At 41.3% G+C, this 18,436-nt stretch carries 23 protein-coding genes and 1 other annotated feature; of the genes, 20 read left to right on the top strand and 3 right to left on the bottom strand.

Annotated elements, in window-relative coordinates; all coding sequences use genetic code 11:
- Nucleotides 1-22 precede the first annotated feature (22 nt).
- The 17 genes from A374_RS11125 to A374_RS11045 all read left to right on the top strand — a co-directional run bounded on the left by A374_RS11125 (nucleotide 23) and on the right by A374_RS11045 (nucleotide 14,454).
- The gene (locus tag A374_RS11125; protein WP_007202308.1) at nucleotides 23-256 is read left to right on the top strand and encodes a hypothetical protein; all 234 of its coding nucleotides are present in this window, start codon (nucleotides 23-25) and stop codon (nucleotides 254-256) included.
- Nucleotides 257-549: 293 nt separating this feature from the next.
- On the top strand, nucleotides 550-1,632 hold the full coding sequence (locus A374_RS11120) for an AI-2E family transporter (protein ID WP_007202307.1): 1,083 nt from the start codon (nucleotides 550-552) through the stop codon (nucleotides 1,630-1,632).
- Nucleotides 1,633-1,659: 27 nt separating this feature from the next.
- Nucleotides 1,660-1,881 (top strand) — a binding site (T-box leader).
- Between the two features lie 84 nt (nucleotides 1,882-1,965).
- The gene (gene alaS / locus A374_RS11115) at nucleotides 1,966-4,602 is read left to right on the top strand and encodes an alanine--tRNA ligase (protein WP_007202306.1); all 2,637 of its coding nucleotides are present in this window, start codon (nucleotides 1,966-1,968) and stop codon (nucleotides 4,600-4,602) included.
- A gap of 81 nt (nucleotides 4,603-4,683) precedes the next feature.
- Nucleotides 4,684-4,956 carry an IreB family regulatory phosphoprotein gene (locus A374_RS11110; protein ID WP_007202305.1) on the top strand — a complete coding sequence of 91 codons (273 nt, stop codon included), beginning with the start codon at nucleotides 4,684-4,686 and terminating at the stop codon, nucleotides 4,954-4,956.
- Complete coding sequence (ruvX, locus tag A374_RS11105; protein WP_007202304.1) at nucleotides 4,956-5,384, top strand: Holliday junction resolvase RuvX; 429 nt, start codon at nucleotides 4,956-4,958, stop codon at nucleotides 5,382-5,384. Before A374_RS11110 ends, ruvX begins: the two co-directional genes overlap by 1 nt.
- 11 nt (nucleotides 5,385-5,395) lie before the next feature.
- A complete protein-coding gene (locus A374_RS11100) occupies nucleotides 5,396-5,689 on the top strand; it encodes a DUF1292 domain-containing protein (RefSeq protein ID WP_007202303.1) in 294 nt (97 codons plus the stop codon).
- 395 nt (nucleotides 5,690-6,084) lie between these two features.
- A complete protein-coding gene (mltG, locus tag A374_RS11095; RefSeq protein WP_007202302.1) occupies nucleotides 6,085-7,260 on the top strand; it encodes an endolytic transglycosylase MltG in 1,176 nt (391 codons plus the stop codon).
- Between the two features lie 66 nt (nucleotides 7,261-7,326).
- Nucleotides 7,327-7,968 carry an O-methyltransferase gene (locus A374_RS11090; RefSeq protein ID WP_007202301.1) on the top strand — a complete coding sequence of 214 codons (642 nt, stop codon included), beginning with the start codon at nucleotides 7,327-7,329 and terminating at the stop codon, nucleotides 7,966-7,968.
- 40 nt (nucleotides 7,969-8,008) lie between these two features.
- Nucleotides 8,009-8,650, top strand: coding sequence for a uridine kinase (gene udk / locus A374_RS11085; RefSeq protein WP_007202300.1), 642 nt, complete (start codon nucleotides 8,009-8,011; stop codon nucleotides 8,648-8,650).
- Between the two features lie 135 nt (nucleotides 8,651-8,785).
- Nucleotides 8,786-9,262, top strand: a complete 477-nt coding sequence (gene greA, locus A374_RS11080; protein WP_007202299.1) for a transcription elongation factor GreA — start codon at nucleotides 8,786-8,788, stop codon at nucleotides 9,260-9,262.
- 178 nt (nucleotides 9,263-9,440) lie between these two features.
- Nucleotides 9,441-10,004 carry a YrrS family protein gene (locus tag A374_RS11075; RefSeq protein WP_007202298.1) on the top strand — a complete coding sequence of 188 codons (564 nt, stop codon included), beginning with the start codon at nucleotides 9,441-9,443 and terminating at the stop codon, nucleotides 10,002-10,004.
- A 173-nt stretch (nucleotides 10,005-10,177) separates the two neighbouring features.
- Complete coding sequence (locus A374_RS11070) at nucleotides 10,178-10,822, top strand: class I SAM-dependent DNA methyltransferase (protein WP_007202297.1); 645 nt, start codon at nucleotides 10,178-10,180, stop codon at nucleotides 10,820-10,822.
- Nucleotides 10,823-10,844: 22 nt separating this feature from the next.
- Nucleotides 10,845-11,549 (top strand): 5'-methylthioadenosine/S-adenosylhomocysteine nucleosidase, encoded by a 705-nt coding sequence (gene mtnN / locus A374_RS11065; protein ID WP_007202296.1) that lies wholly within the window; start codon nucleotides 10,845-10,847, stop codon nucleotides 11,547-11,549.
- A complete protein-coding gene (locus tag A374_RS11060; protein WP_007202295.1) occupies nucleotides 11,542-12,009 on the top strand; it encodes an S-ribosylhomocysteine lyase in 468 nt (155 codons plus the stop codon). Before mtnN ends, A374_RS11060 begins: the two co-directional genes overlap by 8 nt.
- Nucleotides 12,010-12,023: 14 nt before the next feature.
- A complete protein-coding gene (locus tag A374_RS11055; RefSeq protein WP_007202294.1) occupies nucleotides 12,024-12,947 on the top strand; it encodes a PLP-dependent cysteine synthase family protein in 924 nt (307 codons plus the stop codon).
- Nucleotide 12,948: 1 nt separating this feature from the next.
- Complete coding sequence (locus A374_RS11050) at nucleotides 12,949-14,085, top strand: bifunctional cystathionine gamma-lyase/homocysteine desulfhydrase (protein WP_007202293.1); 1,137 nt, start codon at nucleotides 12,949-12,951, stop codon at nucleotides 14,083-14,085.
- A 126-nt stretch (nucleotides 14,086-14,211) separates the two neighbouring features.
- Nucleotides 14,212-14,454, top strand: a complete 243-nt coding sequence (locus A374_RS11045; protein WP_007202292.1) for a YrhC family protein — start codon at nucleotides 14,212-14,214, stop codon at nucleotides 14,452-14,454.
- 341 nt (nucleotides 14,455-14,795) lie between these two features.
- Here the strand turns inward: A374_RS11045 and menA are convergent, their stop codons facing one another.
- Nucleotides 14,796-15,692, bottom strand: coding sequence for a 1,4-dihydroxy-2-naphthoate octaprenyltransferase (gene menA / locus A374_RS11040; RefSeq protein ID WP_007202291.1), 897 nt, complete (start codon nucleotides 15,690-15,692; stop codon nucleotides 14,796-14,798).
- A gap of 664 nt (nucleotides 15,693-16,356) precedes the next feature.
- Between menA and A374_RS21305 the strand changes: the two genes are divergently transcribed.
- From A374_RS21305 to A374_RS11035, 3 genes are all read left to right on the top strand, one after another.
- A complete protein-coding gene (locus A374_RS21305; RefSeq protein ID WP_274517056.1) occupies nucleotides 16,357-16,488 on the top strand; it encodes a hypothetical protein in 132 nt (43 codons plus the stop codon).
- A gap of 128 nt (nucleotides 16,489-16,616) precedes the next feature.
- Complete coding sequence (locus A374_RS20830) at nucleotides 16,617-16,760, top strand: YrzI family small protein (RefSeq protein WP_162098296.1); 144 nt, start codon at nucleotides 16,617-16,619, stop codon at nucleotides 16,758-16,760.
- Nucleotides 16,761-16,867: 107 nt separating this feature from the next.
- The gene (locus tag A374_RS11035) at nucleotides 16,868-17,047 is read left to right on the top strand and encodes a hypothetical protein (protein WP_007202290.1); all 180 of its coding nucleotides are present in this window, start codon (nucleotides 16,868-16,870) and stop codon (nucleotides 17,045-17,047) included.
- 50 nt (nucleotides 17,048-17,097) lie between these two features.
- Here A374_RS11035 and A374_RS11030 read toward each other — a convergent pair whose 3' ends face one another.
- A complete protein-coding gene (locus tag A374_RS11030; protein WP_007202289.1) occupies nucleotides 17,098-17,805 on the bottom strand; it encodes a TPM domain-containing protein in 708 nt (235 codons plus the stop codon).
- Nucleotides 17,805-18,371, bottom strand: a complete 567-nt coding sequence (locus tag A374_RS11025) for a LemA family protein (RefSeq protein WP_007202288.1) — start codon at nucleotides 18,369-18,371, stop codon at nucleotides 17,805-17,807. The genes A374_RS11030 and A374_RS11025 overlap by 1 nt, the downstream gene beginning before the upstream one ends.
- Nucleotides 18,372-18,436: the final 65 nt, after the last annotated feature.

The following is an 18,436-nucleotide window of genomic DNA, read 5'->3' as shown; positions in this document are numbered from 1 at the left end:
AATCGCATGATTATTACTAAACATGTCAATGATTTCGAAAAAAGTGGATTGCGCGCAAGAGGCGCTTCGTTCGCGCGCAGAGGCCCTTGGTTCGCGCACAGAGACGCTCCGTTCGCGCGCAGAGATGCTTCGTTCGCGCGCAGAGGCCCTTGGTTCGCGCGCAGAGGCACTCCGTTCGCGCGCAGAGGCCCTTGGTTCGCGCGCAGAGACACTTGATTCGCGCGCAGACAAGACAAATCCTCTCTTTAGAGCATGAGCAAGGGTCCAAAAGAGAGCAAAACAAGCGCTGAGCTCGCAAATGTGTTCAAAATGAGCAGAAATAGCGTGCAAGACATGCAATCATCGCAAAAAGGAGAAGTCAAGCGTCGAGGCACCTAGTTTGCGGGTAAACAAGACAATCCTCTCTTTAGAGCATGAGCAAGGGTCCGAAAAGAGAGCAAAACAAGCGCCGAGCTCGCAAGTGCGCCCAAAAACCTGTGTCCCAAGTCCTTCTTTTTGTTACATGGATTCTTATCGTCTTGGCTACACTAAGGATGGAGGTGAAGTTGGATGCAGAAGGAGCGTTATATCCAATGGATGCAATGGTTGTCCATCGTATTACTCCTATTTTTATGCAGCTGGTTACTGTTATTGCTGGCTCCTTACGGAAGTGGTCTACTTAACGTACTGCGGTCGGTTGGAATCCCGTTTTTGCTAGCGCTATTTCTTGCCTATTTGCTGCATCCGCTCGTCGAGTGGCTCCATCATCATGGTATGCCACGCACACCTGCTATTCTATGTATTTATCTGCTGTTTTTTGGCGGTCTTGCTTTTGGATTATACAAGGGCATTCCGCAACTAATTGTGCAGCTTCGCGAACTGATGGAAAGCTTACCGTTGATTGTTCACTCGTATGAAGATGGGTTAGCTTTTATCGATCATCATACGTCTCATTTTCCTCGAAGTATTCATATTCGTATTGAGGATTACATCCATTCTGGAGAGGAATATGTACAACAAAGCTTACTTCATTCACTAACGTTTTTTAAACGCATCGTAGATTATTTCTTTTTAATTATAGTCATTCCTTTTCTTGTTTTTTATTTTCTTAAAGATATTGATGTGATGAAACGAGCTATCTGGTATGTGACGCCGCCTGCTTGGCGCAAAGAGGGAAGATCTTTACTCATTGATATTCATCATACGTTAGGCGGCTATATTCGGGGTCAGCTTATTGTAGGTGGACTGCTTGGAATAGGTGCGATGATTGCTTTATGGTTAGTCGGCATGCCGTATCCAATCGTGCTGGGCATTATCATTGCGTTAACAGACATTATTCCCTATTTCGGACCGATTTTAGGCGCAATTCCGGTGTTGTTTATAGCGTTTACGATATCTACGAAAATGGTGCTATTTACCGCTCTGATCATGTTAGCACTACAATTTATTGAAGGAAATATTTTAAGTCCATTCATTGTCGGTAAGAGTCTACATATTCATCCTGCGCTGATTATCTTTGCACTTTTAGTTGGTGGTCAAATAGGAGGCGTCGTAGGATTAATCATTGCAGTGCCTCTTTTCTCTGTATTAAAAGTGGTTGCCTTGCATATGTTAAAGAGCAGATGGTCGGCAAAGATTGACAAAGAGCCATAAAAGGAAGTATACTAACCGCAAGAATAATGTAAAATGATGACGAGAGAAAAGTATGTTTAATTCCTTTTGTTACTAGAGAAGAAACCCACGGCTGCAAGGTTTCTCGGAAGGCTAAACAGAAAGCTACTCTTATAAGTGCAGCTAATACCTGCCGGTTGAAGGCCGTTACCCTTTAAACGAAGGTGATAAAGCATCATGTGTGCTTTATAACCAGGGTGGTACCGCGAGAATTCAACTCTCGTCCCTGATTGCAGATCAATCGGGGATGGGAGTTTTTTTTATGGTATAAAAATAGCCTTTGTCATCGCTTTCGAAAATGAAAGGAGAATTCATATGAAACACTTAACTTCCGCTCAAGTTCGTCAACTGTTTTTAGACTTTTTCCAAGAAAAAGGTCACAGTGTAGAACCAAGTGCATCGCTCGTTCCGCATGAAGATCCATCGTTGCTTTGGATTAATAGTGGCGTAGCAACACTAAAAAAATATTTCGACGGTCGTGTCATTCCAGACAACCCTCGTATCGTTAACGCGCAAAAATCAATTCGTACGAACGATATTGAAAATGTAGGGGTTACAACGCGTCACCATACGTTCTTTGAAATGTTAGGAAACTTCTCTATTGGAGATTACTTTAAAAAAGAAGCCATCGTGTGGGCATGGGAATTCTTAACTGATCCTAAATGGATTGGCTTTGATCCAGAAAAGCTATCTGTTACCATTCATCCAGAAGATGATGAAGCGTACGATTTATGGTTACATACTGTAGGCGTGCCAGAAGAGCGCATTATTCGTTTAGAAGGTAACTTCTGGGACATTGGCGAAGGCCCAAGTGGACCAAATACGGAAATTTTCTACGATCGTGGAGAGGCTTTTGGCAATGACGTAAATGATCCTGAACTGTATCCAGGTGGAGAAAATGATCGCTACTTAGAAGTGTGGAATCTCGTCTTTTCAGAATTTAACCATAATCCAGACGGTACGTATACACCGCTACCAAAGAAAAACATTGATACTGGTATGGGGCTTGAGCGCATGGTTTGTGTAATTCAGGACGTGCCTACCAATTTTGATACCGACTTATTTATGCCGCTTATTAAGCAAACAGAACGTTTGTCCGGAAGCGCATATGGGCAAAACAACGCGGATGATACGGCATTTAAAGTCATTGCCGATCACATTCGAACCGTATCCTTTGCTGTTGGTGATAATGCTCTTCCATCGAACGAAGGCCGCGGTTACATTTTGCGTCGCCTCATTCGCCGCGCGATTCGTTTTGCAAAACAGCTTGGCATTGAAAAGCCATTTATGTATGAGCTCGTTCCAACTGTAGCCGAAATTATGAAAGCTTTTTATCCAGAAGTAGAAGAGAAAACGCCATTTATTCAAAAAGTAATCAAAAATGAAGAAGAGCGTTTCCATGAAACCATTAATGAAGGCTTAGCGATTTTAGAAGAGGTTATGCAAAAGGAAAAAGCACAAAACCATACCGTGATTGCTGGGGCTGATGCGTTTAAATTGTATGATACATTTGGTTTTCCATTTGAATTAACTGAAGAATACGCGGCTGAGCAGAATATGACCGTTGATCGCGAAGAATTTGAGCGTGAAATGGAAGCACAGCGTGAGCGCGCTCGTTCAGCTCGCCAAGATGTAGATTCCATGCAAGTACAAGGTGGCGATTTAAGCCAAATTACTGTGGAAAGTACATTTATCGGCTATGATGAAGAACAGTGTGAAGCAACTGTCGAAGAGCTGTTAAGCAATGGAGAAAAAGTAGATTTGTTAGCAGCAGGTAATGAAGGACAGCTCATCTTAAATGTAACACCGTTCTATGCTGAAAGTGGTGGGCAAGTAGCGGATCAAGGCGTGCTAACAGCGGATGGCGTGCAATTGCGCGTTAAAGATGTACAAAAAGCGCCAAATGGACAGAACGTACATCATGTTGAAGTGCTTACCGGTACGATCAAAAAAGGCGCAACTGTGACCGCGACGGTTAATGAGCGTCTTCGTCAAGCAACCGTAAAAAATCATACAGCGACTCACTTGCTGCATCAAGCGCTGAAAGACGTACTAGGCACACACGTTAACCAAGCAGGATCACTCGTTGCTCCTGGCCGCTTGCGTTTTGACTTTTCTCATTTTGGAAGTATAACAGCAGAAGAATTAGAGCAAATTGAAAGCATTGTAAACGAGAAGATTTGGCATTCGATTGCTGTTGAGAAAATGGTAAAGCCTATTGAAGAAGCAAAAGCAATGGGAGCGATGGCTCTTTTCGGTGAAAAATACGGAAAAGTCGTGCGAGTTGTTCGCATTGGTGAGTATAGCTTAGAGCTTTGTGGTGGCGTGCACGTTAAAAACACGTCTGAAATTGGGTTGTTTAAGATTCTTTCGGAAACGGGTATAGGTGCAGGAACGCGCAGAATTGAAGCTGTAACAGGTGAGGAAGCGTACAAAGCAATGAATGCACAAGTGCAACTGCTTAAAGAAGCAGCGAGCTTCTTAAAAACCAATTTAAAAGACGTACCGCAGCGTGTTGAAGCCCTTCAAGGCCAAATGCGCGACCTGCAACGAGAAAAAGAATCATTAACAGCGAAACTTGGTAATATGGAAGCGGGTAGCTTAGTCAATGAACAAGTTGACGTAAATGGCGTTGCGGTTATTGCAAAAGTCGTAGAAGCTAGTGACATGAATGGTCTGCGTTCTATTGTTGATGATTTGAAGAGTAAGCTTGCTAGTGGTATTGTCGTCTTAGGTGCCGTCAATGGCGATAAAGTTAATATCGTTGCGGGCGTGTCGAAAGATTTAATTGCCCAAGGCTACCATGCTGGAAAGCTTGTTAAAGAAGTAGCGACCCGTTGTGGTGGCGGCGGTGGTGGACGTCCGGATCTTGCACAAGCTGGTGGGAAAGACCCAGCGAAGCTAGAAGAGGCGTTACAATCTGTCTTTGAAACAGTGAAATCTGTTTCCTAATTGCGTCATAAAGGGTACAATGACTGTAGGCAGTTGCGCTTACATTCTATATTTGGGAGTTTAGAGAAAGAGGTGTTGGCCGTGAGTTCGATGGATAAAACGATGAAATTTAACTTTCATGACGATTCAATGGATCCAAATGTACAAAAAGTCCTTTATTCTGTGTATGAAGCCCTACAGGAAAAAGGGTATAATCCAATCAATCAAATTGTAGGATACTTGCTGTCTGGAGACCCGGCTTATATTCCGCGTCATAACGATGCGCGAACGATGATTCGGAAAATTGAGCGTGATGAATTGATTGAAGAGCTTGTGAAATCCTATCTTGATGCCAAGAAAGAGGACTCTTACTAATGCCGAGGGTTTTAGGACTAGATGTTGGCTCGCATACAGTCGGTGTCGCCGTAAGCGATAGCATGGGCTGGACCGCTCAAGGGATTGAGACGGTGAAGCGAAAACCACATCAACCCGATGAAGTATTTGAACGAATTGGTGAATGGGTTACGCAGTATGAAGTAGAAGCCATTGTAGTAGGTTTACCCAAAAACATGAACGGCTCTATTGGGCCGAGCGGAGAAGCGTGTCAGGCGTTTGCGGCGCAAGCGCAAGAACGATACAACGTTCCGGTTGTGTTATGGGACGAGCGTCTAACGACGATGGCTGCTGAAAAAATGCTCATTTCTGCTGATGTAAGCCGCAAAAAGCGCAAGCAAGTAATTGATAAAATGGCTGCTGTCTTAATCCTGCAAGGTTATTTAGACAGACAGCAATTAAACAAATGAGGTGACCCATAATGGCAAACGAAGAAAGAGAACACATTGTAATCCCTGGAGAAGATGGGGAAGAGAATTTATTTGAAGTATTACTACAAATTGACGGAAGCACAACTCCGACAGGTCATTCATACATTCTACTCGTTCCAGCTGGCGAAGGAGAAGAAGATGAAGAAGAAGAGCAAGAAGTGTATCCATTCCGTATCGTAGAAAAAGGCGAAGGCGAAGATGATCTTGAGCTTTATCCTTTAGAAACAGACGAAGAGTGGGAAATGATTGAAGAAACATTAAACGCTCTACAAGACGAAGAGTAAAAAGATCTTCATTCACAAAAAATGGCTTTATCATCAGTTGGGTGATAAAGCCATTTTTTTCATTGTATGCCTGTAAGCCCATGCGGAAAAATTGACTGAGAATGAATCGGGCGCAGGAGTACCAGTTTCAAGCGCAAGCAAGACAAATCGTGTGCAAAAGCATGTGCATGGGATAAAAAAAGCAAAACAAGAGCCAAACCTATGAAAACGCCAAAAAAAATGAAAATATTGTGCAACACAAAAATTTCGTGCGTAGAGCATCGTACGCAACAACAATTCCACGTGCAAAAACACCCAAAACATACTGAATCACAAGTCCTTCTTCATCTTAATCGCTAGTTCTTGACGAAACTGTACATACTAATGATTGGAAACAAATTTCGAGGAAACTAGACATGAATTTTACTTATCAGTATAATAAAGCAGATGAAAGGGGAGATAAGCTCATGCTATTATTGAACACTGTGTCCGGCGGCCCATTACCCAATGGTCCTAAGAAAAAGAGAACCGGATTGAAAATTGCTCTATCGCTTTTCGTTGTGCTCCTTGCTGTACTGATCTTTGGCTATACATACATAAAAAGTGCGCTCGGTCCGTTGAACAGTGAGAAAGAACAAGACATCACAGTAATGATCTCACAAGGCTCGTCCATTAATGATATTGGGGATCAACTTGAGAAAAAAGGCGTTATTAAAAGTAGTACGATTTTTGCTTGGTATGCAAAATACAAAAACGAAAGCAACTTAAAAGCAGGAACATATGATTTTACAACCGGGATGGATGCCGATCAAATTTTATCGGTGTTAACAGAAGGAAAAGAGGGCATGCGTCATCACGTATCCATTACAATTCCAGAAGGCTTTACCGTTCCAAAAGTAGCGAAGGTTATTGCGAAACAAACCGGTCAATCCGAAGAGAGCGTATTACAAGTTATGAATGATCGTGCCTTCGTAAAAGAATTACAAGGCAAATACCCAATCATCGACAAGAAGGTATTTAATAAGAAAATTTATTATCCACTTGAAGGCTACTTATTTCCAGCGAAATATGTATTTAATACGAAAAAAACAAGTGTTAAAGAGATTGTAACACGCATGGTAGCGAAAACAGAAAACGTGCTTGATCTCTATAAAAAAGACATGAAGGACATGAAGAAAACACCGTATCAACTCTTAACAATGGCGGCAATTGTTGAAGGCGAAGCACAAGCAGATCAAGATCGTGGGAAAATTGCCGGCGTATTTTACAATCGTATCAAAAAGCAAATCCCGCTTGGTTCGGATCCGACTGTCAAATATGCACGAAAGAATTTTAAAGTGAAGCTGTTATACAAAGAGTTAAAAATTGACTCTCCCTATAATACGTATAAATATAAAGGACTTCCCATTGGCCCGATTAATTCTCCAGGTGAACCGTCAATTAAAGCAGCGCTTCATCCCGAAAAATCGGATTACTTATTCTTCTATGCACGTCCAAGTGGTGAAGTCATTTATACGAAAAACTTTGCCGATCATCAAAAAGCGATTAACCGTTATAAAAGTGAGTGGAAAAAGCATGAGGAACAAGGATAAATCTATTCTCCCCGCGTCCATTTATGATATAATAGTTCGGTTGAGTTCTGTAAGGAGGAAGGTTCTTTGATTTCAAAAAATATCGAAACATACTTGGAAGAGCTTATTCCCCAAAGAGACAAGGAAGTAATGGAACTAGAATCGTATGCTCGTGAGCATGAAGTGCCCATTATGGAGTTAATTGGGATGGAAGTGCTACTACAGCAATTACGCCTTCTCCAACCGAAAAGAATATTGGAGATCGGTTCTGCGATCGGATATTCTGCTATTCGAATGGCACAAACAGTGAAAGAAGCTACCATCGTTACGATTGAACGAGACGATGAGCGATATAACGTAGCGCTTGAAAACATCAAGCGCTTCTCTCTTGAAGATCGAATTACGGTGCTTCATAGCGACGCCAACGAATGTGTAGAGGATGTAGCGCAATTAGCGCCGTTTGATGCCATTTTCATCGATGCTGCAAAAGGGCAATATCGTCCCTTTTTTGATAACTATAGCAAGTATTTATCATCTGGTGGGGTGATTTTTTCTGATAACATCCTATTTAAAGGATATGTTGCCGACGGACGTATTGCGCAAACAAGAAGACTCCGGGCCTTGATTAGAAAAATTCAATCCTACAATGAATTTTTAATGCAGCATCCAGAGTATGAGACCGCTATTCTTCCCGTTGGTGATGGATTAGCAATTTCAGTAAAAAAATAAAAGAGATCGGCAGTGCCTTGAATGTGGAAGGAGTAAGACCATGGCAAAAAAACCAATCGTCATAGGGGTAGCAGGAGGATCAGGTTCTGGAAAAACAACGGTAGCGAAAGAAATTTACCGTCAATTTCAAGATCAATCGATTTTGATTATCGAACAAGATTCCTATTACCGAGATCAAGCCGAAAAAACAATGGAAGAGCGCTATCAAACAAATTACGATCACCCGTTAGCGTTTGATAATGAGTTGTTAATCGGACATATTGGTTCTCTTTTGGAATATAAATCCATAGAAAAGCCAGTTTATGACTATACAGCGCATACAAGAAGTGATAAAATTATTCCAGTTGAACCAAAAGACGTTATCATATTAGAAGGAATTCTTATTTTAGAAGATGACCGTCTACGCGATCTTATGGATATTAAATTGTTTGTTGATACAGATGCTGACGTTCGCATCATTCGCCGAATCGTACGCGACACACGTGATCGCGGAAGAACATTGGATTCTGTCATCGAACAGTACACATCCGTCGTTCGGCCAATGCATAACCAATTCATTGAGCCAACGAAACGATATGCCGATATTATTATTCCAGAAGGTGGACAAAACCGAGTCGCAATTGATTTAATGGTAACGAAAATACAAACCATTCTGGAGGAGAAAGCCATTGTAGAAAAATGAGGCGATGCCCTCATTTTTTATTACCGCTCGCGCTTTTTTTGTCAGCAAAAGATTTGGCAAGCGCTTTATTTTCTAGTATGGTGTTACATACTACGTCAACAAAGACGCATGATGAATTAAAGGAGTGATGATCAGATGTCAGAAGAAAAAAAACACTATATGACATTAGATGGAAAACAAAAATTAGAGAATGACCTTGAATACTTAAAAACAGAAAAAAGAAAAGAAGTTGTAGAACGCATTAAGATTGCGCGTAGCTTCGGTGACTTATCTGAGAACTCTGAGTACGATGCTGCGAAAGACGAGCAAGCGTTCGTTGAAGCCCGCATTGTACAATTAGAGAAAATGATTCGTGATGCTGTTATTATTGAAGAAAATAAAACAGCTGGTGATGTTGTTTCAATCGGTAAATCTGTAAAGTTTTTAGAGCTTCCAGATGGCGACGAAGAAACCTATATGATTGTCGGTAGTGCAGAAGCCGATCCGTTTGAAGGCAAGATCTCCAATGATTCTCCGATGGCGAAAAGCCTTTTAGGTAAAAAAATTGGTGATGAAGTAGCTGTACAAACACCAGGTGGAGAAATCCAAGTTCGCATTTTAGAAGTAAAGTAAGTCAGCAAAAAGCGCTCTTTGTAGGGCGCTTTTTTTATGTTTTCCTTTAAGAAGCCGTGATTTATGCCGATTTAACAAAAGATGGTGGGAAATCCGACACACATAAAATCTCAAACTTGTCGAATGAGTTTATCGTGGTAAAATGAAAAGTAACTAAGCTAACTATGAGGAGGTTCGTATGAGTAAAAAACATAATTCCCGCTTCGAGAGAAGAAAACAAAATCGCACGCTCAACATTGCGATCATTATCGTTATCGTACTGATTGTCGCTGTTGGATTCGGGATCTTTAAAGGCGGAGGCGACGACCGTGCCTCGTCATCAAAAGACACACCTTCAACTTCCTCTGCAAATGATGCAAACAAATCTGCAAATGATCAGGCGAATCATGACCGTGACAAAGAAAAAGAGGATTCAAAAGAAGATAAGGAAAAAAAGGATGAGAAAAAAGAAGGTGGCGGCCCGAATGGTCCTTGGGAAGCAGTAGGTACGTCTCAAAAGGGCGAACATACGAAAAGCTATGACAAAGGATCTACGGACTGGGATGAGCAACTAAAGGCGTTATCGTATGCAACAGGCATAGCGCAAGATGAGATGACCTTATTGTGGCTCGGAAATGGCGGCGGCCCTGATCGTTCCTTAGGACGAGTATTATCAAAAAAAGATGGTTCACGCTATGAAGTTCAACTTCAATGGGAAAACGACAAAGGGTGGAAACCACTCGCTGTAAAAAAACAATCTTAAAACAACGTACGAAAGACGAATCAGTGATCAGCGCTGATTCGTCTTTTTTTTTGAAGAAAATTTTAGGTGTAAATGATTGATTAAGTAAAGGGGCTATGGTATCTTGTAACCTATAAGCAATTTAATTCATACTATATTGATAGGAATTATATATTTTAAAGGTGGAGTGTTAGATGGGTAGAGAGTTTATATCGTTATTTGATGAGTGGGCCGAGTCATATGATCAAACCGTAACCGGCCATGATGAGGAATATAAAGAAGTGTTTGAACACTATGACACGATTTTAGAAACGGTTGTTTCTAAAACGGAAGGAACCGTTTTAGAATTCGGCGTTGGTACAGGAAACTTAACGGAAAAGCTATTCGCCGCAGGACGCACAGTATATGGCGTTGAACCGTCTTCTGCGATGCGCAGTAAAACGAGTGCGCGTTTTCCAGAGTTAACGTTGTATGATGGCGACTTTTTAGCCTTTCCTGAATTGCCAACAACGCCAGATGCAATTGTCAGCACGTACGCGTTTCATCATTTAACGAACGAAGAGAAAGACTCTGCTATTCAATTATATAGCCAGCTTTTAAAGGAAAATGGTAAAATTGTATTTGCGGATACCGCTTTCGTGAACGAAGCCGATCGTACCGAACGTCATCGTATTGTTAGTGAGCAGGGCTTTGCAAATTTACTTCATGATTTGCAAAGTGAGTACTATACAACGATAGATGTCTTAAATGAGCTGTTTGAAAAGCACGGATTTGAAGTTGCTTTCAACAAGCTAAATGGTTACGTCTGGCTAATGGAAGCTGTAAAAAGAAGCAAATAAGAGAGTCATTGGAGCTGTGTGTATGAAAATCGGAATTATTGGTGCGATGGAAGAGGAAGTCGTTATTTTACGTGAAAAATTAAGCAATCGTGAAGATGTAACGATGGCAGGCTGTGAATTTTATAGCGGTCAGCTGGATGGCTTAGATATTATCTTATTAAAATCTGGAATCGGTAAAGTGAATGCGGCAATCGCTACAACTTTGTTAATTGAGCGCTACCAACCAGATTATATTATTAATACAGGCTCAGCTGGCGGATTTCATAGTACATTAAATGTAGGAGACGTTGTGATCTCGACAGAGGTTCGTCACCATGATGTGGATGCAACGATTTTTGGCTATGAATACGGGCAAGTACCACAAATGCCAGCCTGCTATATGCCACATGAAACACTCGTTGCGATTGCAGAAAAAAGTGCGGAAAAAGTAAGCGGCATTCAAGTGGCAAAAGGATTAATTGCTTCTGGTGATTCATTCATGAGCGATCATGAGCGCGTAGAATTTATTAAAAGTAAACTAGCAGGCTTATATGCAGCTGAAATGGAAGCGGCAGCGATTGCACAAACCGCTCATCAGTTTGATGTGCCCTTTGTCATTATTCGTTCGCTTTCGGATATCGCAGGAAAAGATGCACGCATCTCTTACGATCAATTTTTAGAAACAGCTTCGAAAAATTCGGCTGAATTGATTTTATTAATGTTAGAGGAGTTGAAACAGCATGGTTAAAAAAATGAACGTAGAAAGCTTTAATTTAGATCATACGAAGGTCGCTGCACCTTATGTACGTCTTGCCGGTACAACAGAAGGAAAAAACGGGGATATGATTCATAAGTATGACATCCGCTTTTGCCAACCAAACGAAGATCATATGGAGATGGCAGGTTTGCATTCGATTGAACATTTGATGGCAGAAAACATTCGTAATCATCATGACTCAGTTGTTGATATTAGTCCAATGGGGTGCCAAACAGGTTTCTACTTATCTGTTATTAATCATGACAACTATGATGAAATTTTAGCTGTGCTTGAAAAAACGTTAGAAGACGTGCTACAAGCGACAGAAGTACCTGCTTGTAACGTCGTCCAATGTGGATGGGCAGCAAATCATAGTCTAGAAGGCGCAAAAGAGATTGCTAAAGCAATGTTAGCAAAAAAAGATGAATGGCATAAGGTATTTGCTGAATAAGGGGAGTCTAGGTGATGACCGTATATAAGAACATCCATGAACTAATCGGAAACACGCCAATGTTGGAACTTACACAGTTCCAACTTCCTAACGATGTGCGCTTATTTGCGAAGCTAGAGTTTATGAATCCTGGCGGTAGTGTGAAAGACCGTCTCGGTCAAGCGTTAATAGAAGATGCTCTTGCTACCGGTAAGCTCGTCGAAGGCGGTACGATTATTGAACCAACAGCAGGGAATACGGGAATTGGCCTTGCATTAGCGGCAATTAATCGCAACATTAACGTTATATTTGTTGTGCCTGAAAAATTCAGTATGGAAAAGCAAGCCATTATGAGAGCGCTTGGCGCCAAGATTATTAATACGCCAACTGAAGCTGGTATGAAAGGTGCTATTGAAAAGACGGAAGCGCTTTTAGAAGAAATTCCTCGTTCCTATACACCGGCACAATTTTCTAATGCTGCGAATCCGCTTACGTATTATAAAACGCTCGGTCCAGAGATTTGGAAAGAGCTAGACGGCCATGTTGATATTTTTGTAGCAGGTGCTGGCACGGGTGGCACGTTTATGGGAACAGCGCAATATTTGCACAGTCAAAATACGTCGCTAAAAACCGTCATAGTAGAACCTGAGGGGTCTATTTTAAATGGTGGAGAAGCGGGTTCTCATAAAACGGAAGGCATTGGCATGGAGTTTCTACCAAGTTATATGGATCGCTCCTATTTCCATAGCATTCATACGATTTCTGATGAGGATGCCTTTACGCGTGTGAAAGAGTTAGCGGCGAAAGAAGGCGTGCTTGCTGGTAGTTCATCAGGAGCGGCCTTGCATGCAGCCTTACTGGAAGCACAGAGTGCACCAAAAGGATCAAGAATTGTTACAATCTTCCCAGACGGAAGCGATCGATACATTAGCAAGAAGATTTTTGAGGGAGGCATTTAACGTGAAACGGAAAACAAAATTAATTCACGGTGGAATACCTGGAGATGAAGCGACAGGAGCCGTATCAGTACCGATTTATCAAGTAAGTACGTATAAGCAAGACGCTGTAGGTGTGCATAAAGGATATGAATATTCTCGTACAGGTAACCCTACACGTTTTGCGCTAGAAGAGCTTGTTAAAGATTTAGAAGAAGGAACACGAGGCTTTGCCTTTGGTTCTGGTATGGCAGCTGTTACCGCAGTGATGATGCTCTTCTCAGCAGGTGATCATGTCATCTTAACAGATGATGTATATGGAGGCACATATCGTGTCATTACTAAAGTATTAAATCGTATTGGCATTGAAGCGACGTTTGTTGATACAACAAACCTAGAGGAAGTAAAGGGAGCCATTCGTGAAAATACAAAAGCATTGTATATTGAAACACCAACGAACCCATTGCTTAAAGTGACAGACTTAAAAGCGTCTGCAGCGCTAGCAAAAGAACATAACTTACTACTCGTTGTCGATAATACGTTTAGTACACCATATTGGCAAACACCAATTACGCATGGTGCAGATATCGTTCTTCATTCCGCTACCAAATACTTAGGTGGACATAGTGATGTTGTCGCAGGTATTGTCGTCGTTCAAGGAGAAGCGTTAGCGGAAGAGTTACACTTTGTGCAAAACTCTACTGGTGGGGTGTTAGGACCACAAGATTCCTGGTTGCTCATTCGCGGCATTAAGACGCTCGGCCTTCGTATGGAAGCACATGAAGCGAATACGAAGAAAATCGTAGACTTTTTAAGCAATCATCCTGCGGTTGGTAAAATTCATTACCCAGGGTTAGCGAGTCATCCGCAACATGAATTAGCAAAAACACAAGCTGGTGGCTTTGGTGGGATGGTTTCCTTTGATGTTGGAAGCAAAGAGAAAGCAGAAAGTGTCTTGCAACAAGTGAAATACTTTACGCTCGCTGAAAGTCTTGGTGCGGTTGAAAGCTTAATTTCATTACCTGCGCAAATGACACACGCATCGATTCCAGCGGATCGTCGTCAAGAGCTCGGCATTACAGACGGACTTGTACGAATCTCTGTTGGTATTGAAGATGCGGAAGATTTAATTGAGGATTTAAAGCAAGCATTAGAAGCATAAAACGGAAAACGCCTATTTCCTTGGAAATAGGCGTTCTCTTTTTATTTTGTCAAAATTTTTACACACTCTTCCTAGCTGAAATATGTTATGGTAGAAAAATAATGGACAAGAAAGGGGTTCTGTTACATGGAAACAAAAGCAATTGAACAATTAAAAGTGAAAATTCAAGATTTCCAACGCTTTGGGGTAATTTTATTATCATTAAGTGCGTTTATGTATTTAGGAACGGTTATTCCCTTTGCTGGAAAAGATACAAATAGTGTGATTGTTTGTGGTACTTCTTCATTTATAGGTCTCTCTATTACGATTGCATTATATAGTTATGTCCAACATTTGCGAAAAAAATTAGATCAAGCGTATGAACAATAATATAAGAGAGCTTGGGGATTCCCCGAGTTCTCTTTTTCTGTTTGCTATTCTATACCCCGTTTCAGCAAATTAAAACATCTTTAGAAAAAAGAACTTGGGACACATCATTTCCTCTGTTTTGTGGTGCAACGCGAGCTTAGCGCTTGATTTACTCTTTTTTTGATCTTCTGCTCTTGCTCAGAGGGGGATTTGCCTTGGTTTGCGCGCGAATCAGGTACGCTTGTGAAACTTGAACGCAAGAACACAAGACAATCTAAAATGAAAATAAAGAGCGACATCAAAAAATGGCTTCAGCATCAAAAAACGATGCTGAAGCCATTTTTATAAGTTAGGGCTGTTTTTTAGGAAAAGAAATACAAGCCAATCCACGTGCCAATAGATAGAAGCAGTCCAAAACTTAAATGAAGCATAGCCGTTAAGCCAAGCGCTTTATTAAGTTCCGCTGGATCCCACGTTTTCGTTGCAATCGCAACCGCCTTATAAGCAATGGGAAATGTAAGAAACGCCAGTAAACTCCATAGTGGCAGCGCATGAAAAATAACGAGTAAAGCTAAAATCAAGTAGGCACCAAACATTAATACATAATATTCAACACGAGCACCCGTTTTGCCGAGCAAGCCAGCAATGGTTATTTTATGAATGAGTGGGTCTGTATCTATGTCTCGTAAGTTATTCGCATGAAGAATCGCCATAATTAAGAAGGCATTCGGTAATGATACGAGAATAAGCTCGCCGCTAACGGTTGCTGTTTGCACATAGTAAGCACCAATAATCGCTAGAACACCAAGCGTTGTTCCTGAAGCGAGCTCACCGAGACCGTTATAGGCTAATGCAAACCGTGAAGCCGTATAAAAGTAGCCGATAAGTAGAGCTGGAATACCGATGTAGAGTATGACAGGACCTGTTTGTACGTAAAGGACGATACCGATGATGGTCGCAATGAGAAAGAACACAAGCCCGGTTATATATACTTGGCGTGGTGTCATTTCTTTGCGATCAATTACGCCTGAGGGACTTAGGGAACCTGGCTGATCGGCGCCTTTTACATAATCAAAATAATCATTAACAAGGTTTGTTCCACATTGCATACAAAGCGCACCGACTAAAGTGGCAACAAACATTCCCCAAGAAAGAGATGTTTTTTCTATCGCTAAAATGGTTCCAAATAGAATCGGAATAATAGAGGCGGTTAAGGAAAACGGCCGCGTGGATCTAAAAATGGTTTTAGGACTAAGCATCCTAATCCCCCTTTGCTAGTAGAATGAAAACATATTTTATTATAAAACATTCCTTTGTGAAAATGTAAACATATGCTTGGGAGCGTATAAAATAGCTGGATGGTTTTCTTTCATTTTCCTCCTTTGGATAGAGAAAGAAAAGTGGAAAAATCATTGATGATTCGCGACCCGCACAAGATGTCTATCAAGAATTAGACATTCAAGCGGCTATGATAGTGATTGTGATCACGTCCTACCATAACTAACATTGCGTAACGGTACGTATGCTGCTGTGGAAGTAGCTCAAGATAAAGGCGCGATCACTCAACACTTTAAATCTTTAAAAATGGGGTATCTTTTCGTTCTTTCACGCATAAGATACATTGTTTGAGAAAAAAAGGGGTTTACAAGTGAATAGGTGTTGGGTATAATTGCCATGTAAGGAAAAAATAAAAGGAGGTCGAACAACAATGAAAGCAGTCAAGATGGCAATGCAGCAACAATTAAATATCCCATGTTCGGCCATTCTACAAGCGTAGCCTTTTTTACTATTGATAAAAAAGCGCCACAGGGCTGAACGGTTCCTGTGGCTTTTCTATGCCTATTTTAGGCCGCAGGAACGCGTAAGTTTCTGCGGCCTTTTTTAATACAAAAAATATAAAACAAACGAGTAGGAGAGATGATCTTGACTTTACATCTAGTTTTTATGAATGTGACGATTTCTGTGAAAAGAAACAAACAAAACGAAGTTGAAAATGAACGTGTGAAAAAGTTATTTGAAGGTAGCTATGAAAAAGCGATGCACTACACGCATTAAAAAAAGATGATGACCAAAGTAAAGGAGTGATGACCAATGATTACACGACAAGAGCTGTTATTAGATTGGATTGCACTGGAGAAGGATTACACCTGAAGGCACCATGTTTTAAGAAGGGAGGAGAGAGTATGACGTTAAATCTTTTCTTTGCTACGATTACCATTTCTATGAAAAAAAAGACGGCAGCGCCTAAAGTATATGGTCATGAACAAGTCGTACGCACACGCTTTGAATCGGCTTATGAGAAAGCCTATAGAAATGTGCGTCCTTAAAATAGATGAAGAAAACAAGTGAAGGGCACCTTCACTTGTTTTCTTGTTTTTACGGTATCTTGTAACGGTTGTTTGTTACAATAAGAAGAAAAGGGGAGAAAAGCCATATGAAAGGGAAAAATTTTCACTGCTGTGCTACGTGTGTGAACTTTGTAGCAGAAAAGACGGCATCTCGTATGCAGTATCGTTGTGAGCGGCTTGGATTTGATACATTACCCTCTTACCAATTTAATTGTTGGGAACCAAAAGATCATATAAAAAAACTAATGACACAACAAAAAAAGTAAGAAACAAAAAGACCTCTTAAGAAAAAGGCGAACCTTTTTCATAAGAGGTCTTACCAGCCCCGTCCTGCGCCACCACCGCCTGAGGAGCCACCTCCTCCATTACGTTTATCATTTCCACCATTTCGCAACAAAGATAGAAGAAAAAAGGTGAAAAAACCACCTAGAAACTTAATGTCTAGGAAAATTAAAAGGACAATGAGAATAATGGCCCACCAAGGCAAGGAGGTTTTTTCTTTCGGTTCAGGCTTTTTCTCACCACTATATTCTTTTGAAATTTCTTTAGCAAGTGTGCGATACGTTTTCGTAATTGCTTCGCCTGTTTTTCCTGCTTGCAGTGACGGAATGGCATCTTCATCTATGATGCGTCCAGCTTTGCCATCTGTAATTGCTCCTTCGAGCCCGTAGCCGACTTCAATGCGGATTTTCTTTTCCTTCACAGCAAGGACGAGCAGAACACCATTATTTTGTTTTTTTGTTCCTAGTTTATAGGCGCGGTAGGCTTTATTGCTATAGTCATCAATATTCATCTCGCCAATGGAAGGGACGGTTAGTACAGCAAGTTGTGCGCTTGTTTTGTCTTCTAATGCTCTTCCTAATGAAAGTAGTTCATTTTTCTCTGCTGCTGATAATACGTGTGCAGTATCCTGTACGTAAAGATCTCCCTGCGGTGCTGGAATACTTTGACCACTTGCAGATGCGTGCAACGGTAAAGAAAGAAGAAAACAAAGCACAAGTAGTAGGGAGGCGGTGCGTTTCATTATTGTTGCTCTCCGAAGTTCACTTTAGGTGGCTCTTTTGCTGTTGGACTTGATTTGAAATAGTCCTTTTCATGAAATCCACCAAGAGAGGCTACGAGCGTTCCTGGAAAACGTTTGACCTTTTTATTATACGTGGCTACTTGCTCATTATAATCGCGGCGTGATACAGCGATACGGTTTTCCGTACCTGCTAGTTCATCCATTAATTGCGTAAACTGCTTATCAGCTTTTAAGTCGGGATAGCGTTCTTGTATGACGAGCAAGCGACTGAGGGCGCCTGTTAGGGCGTCATTTGCTTTTGCTTTCTCAGGCGTTGATTTTGCACCTGCAAGGCGGGCGCGGGCATCAGAAATTTGCGTAAGCACTTGCTTTTCATGAGAAGCGTATCCTTTAACAGTGCTCACTAAATTTGGAACAAGATCGACACGACGCTGTAGTTGCGTTTCAATTTGGGAGTACGATTGACTCACATTTTCTTCGGCGCTCACAAAGCCGTTGTAGCTCATCGTAAAAATGACAACGAGCACGACAATAATAATAACGGGCCATAGCCATTTCTTTTTCATACACACTCTCCTTATGCAGTATTAACGGTTAGTCTACCCTTAAGTTATGAGCATCAGTCGGTAAA

The organism is Fictibacillus macauensis ZFHKF-1 (assembly GCF_000269865.1).
In the GTDB taxonomy this organism is placed as follows: domain Bacteria; phylum Bacillota; class Bacilli; order Bacillales; family Fictibacillaceae; genus Fictibacillus_C; species Fictibacillus_C macauensis.
This window is presented reverse-complemented; position numbering and strand designations above follow the sequence as displayed.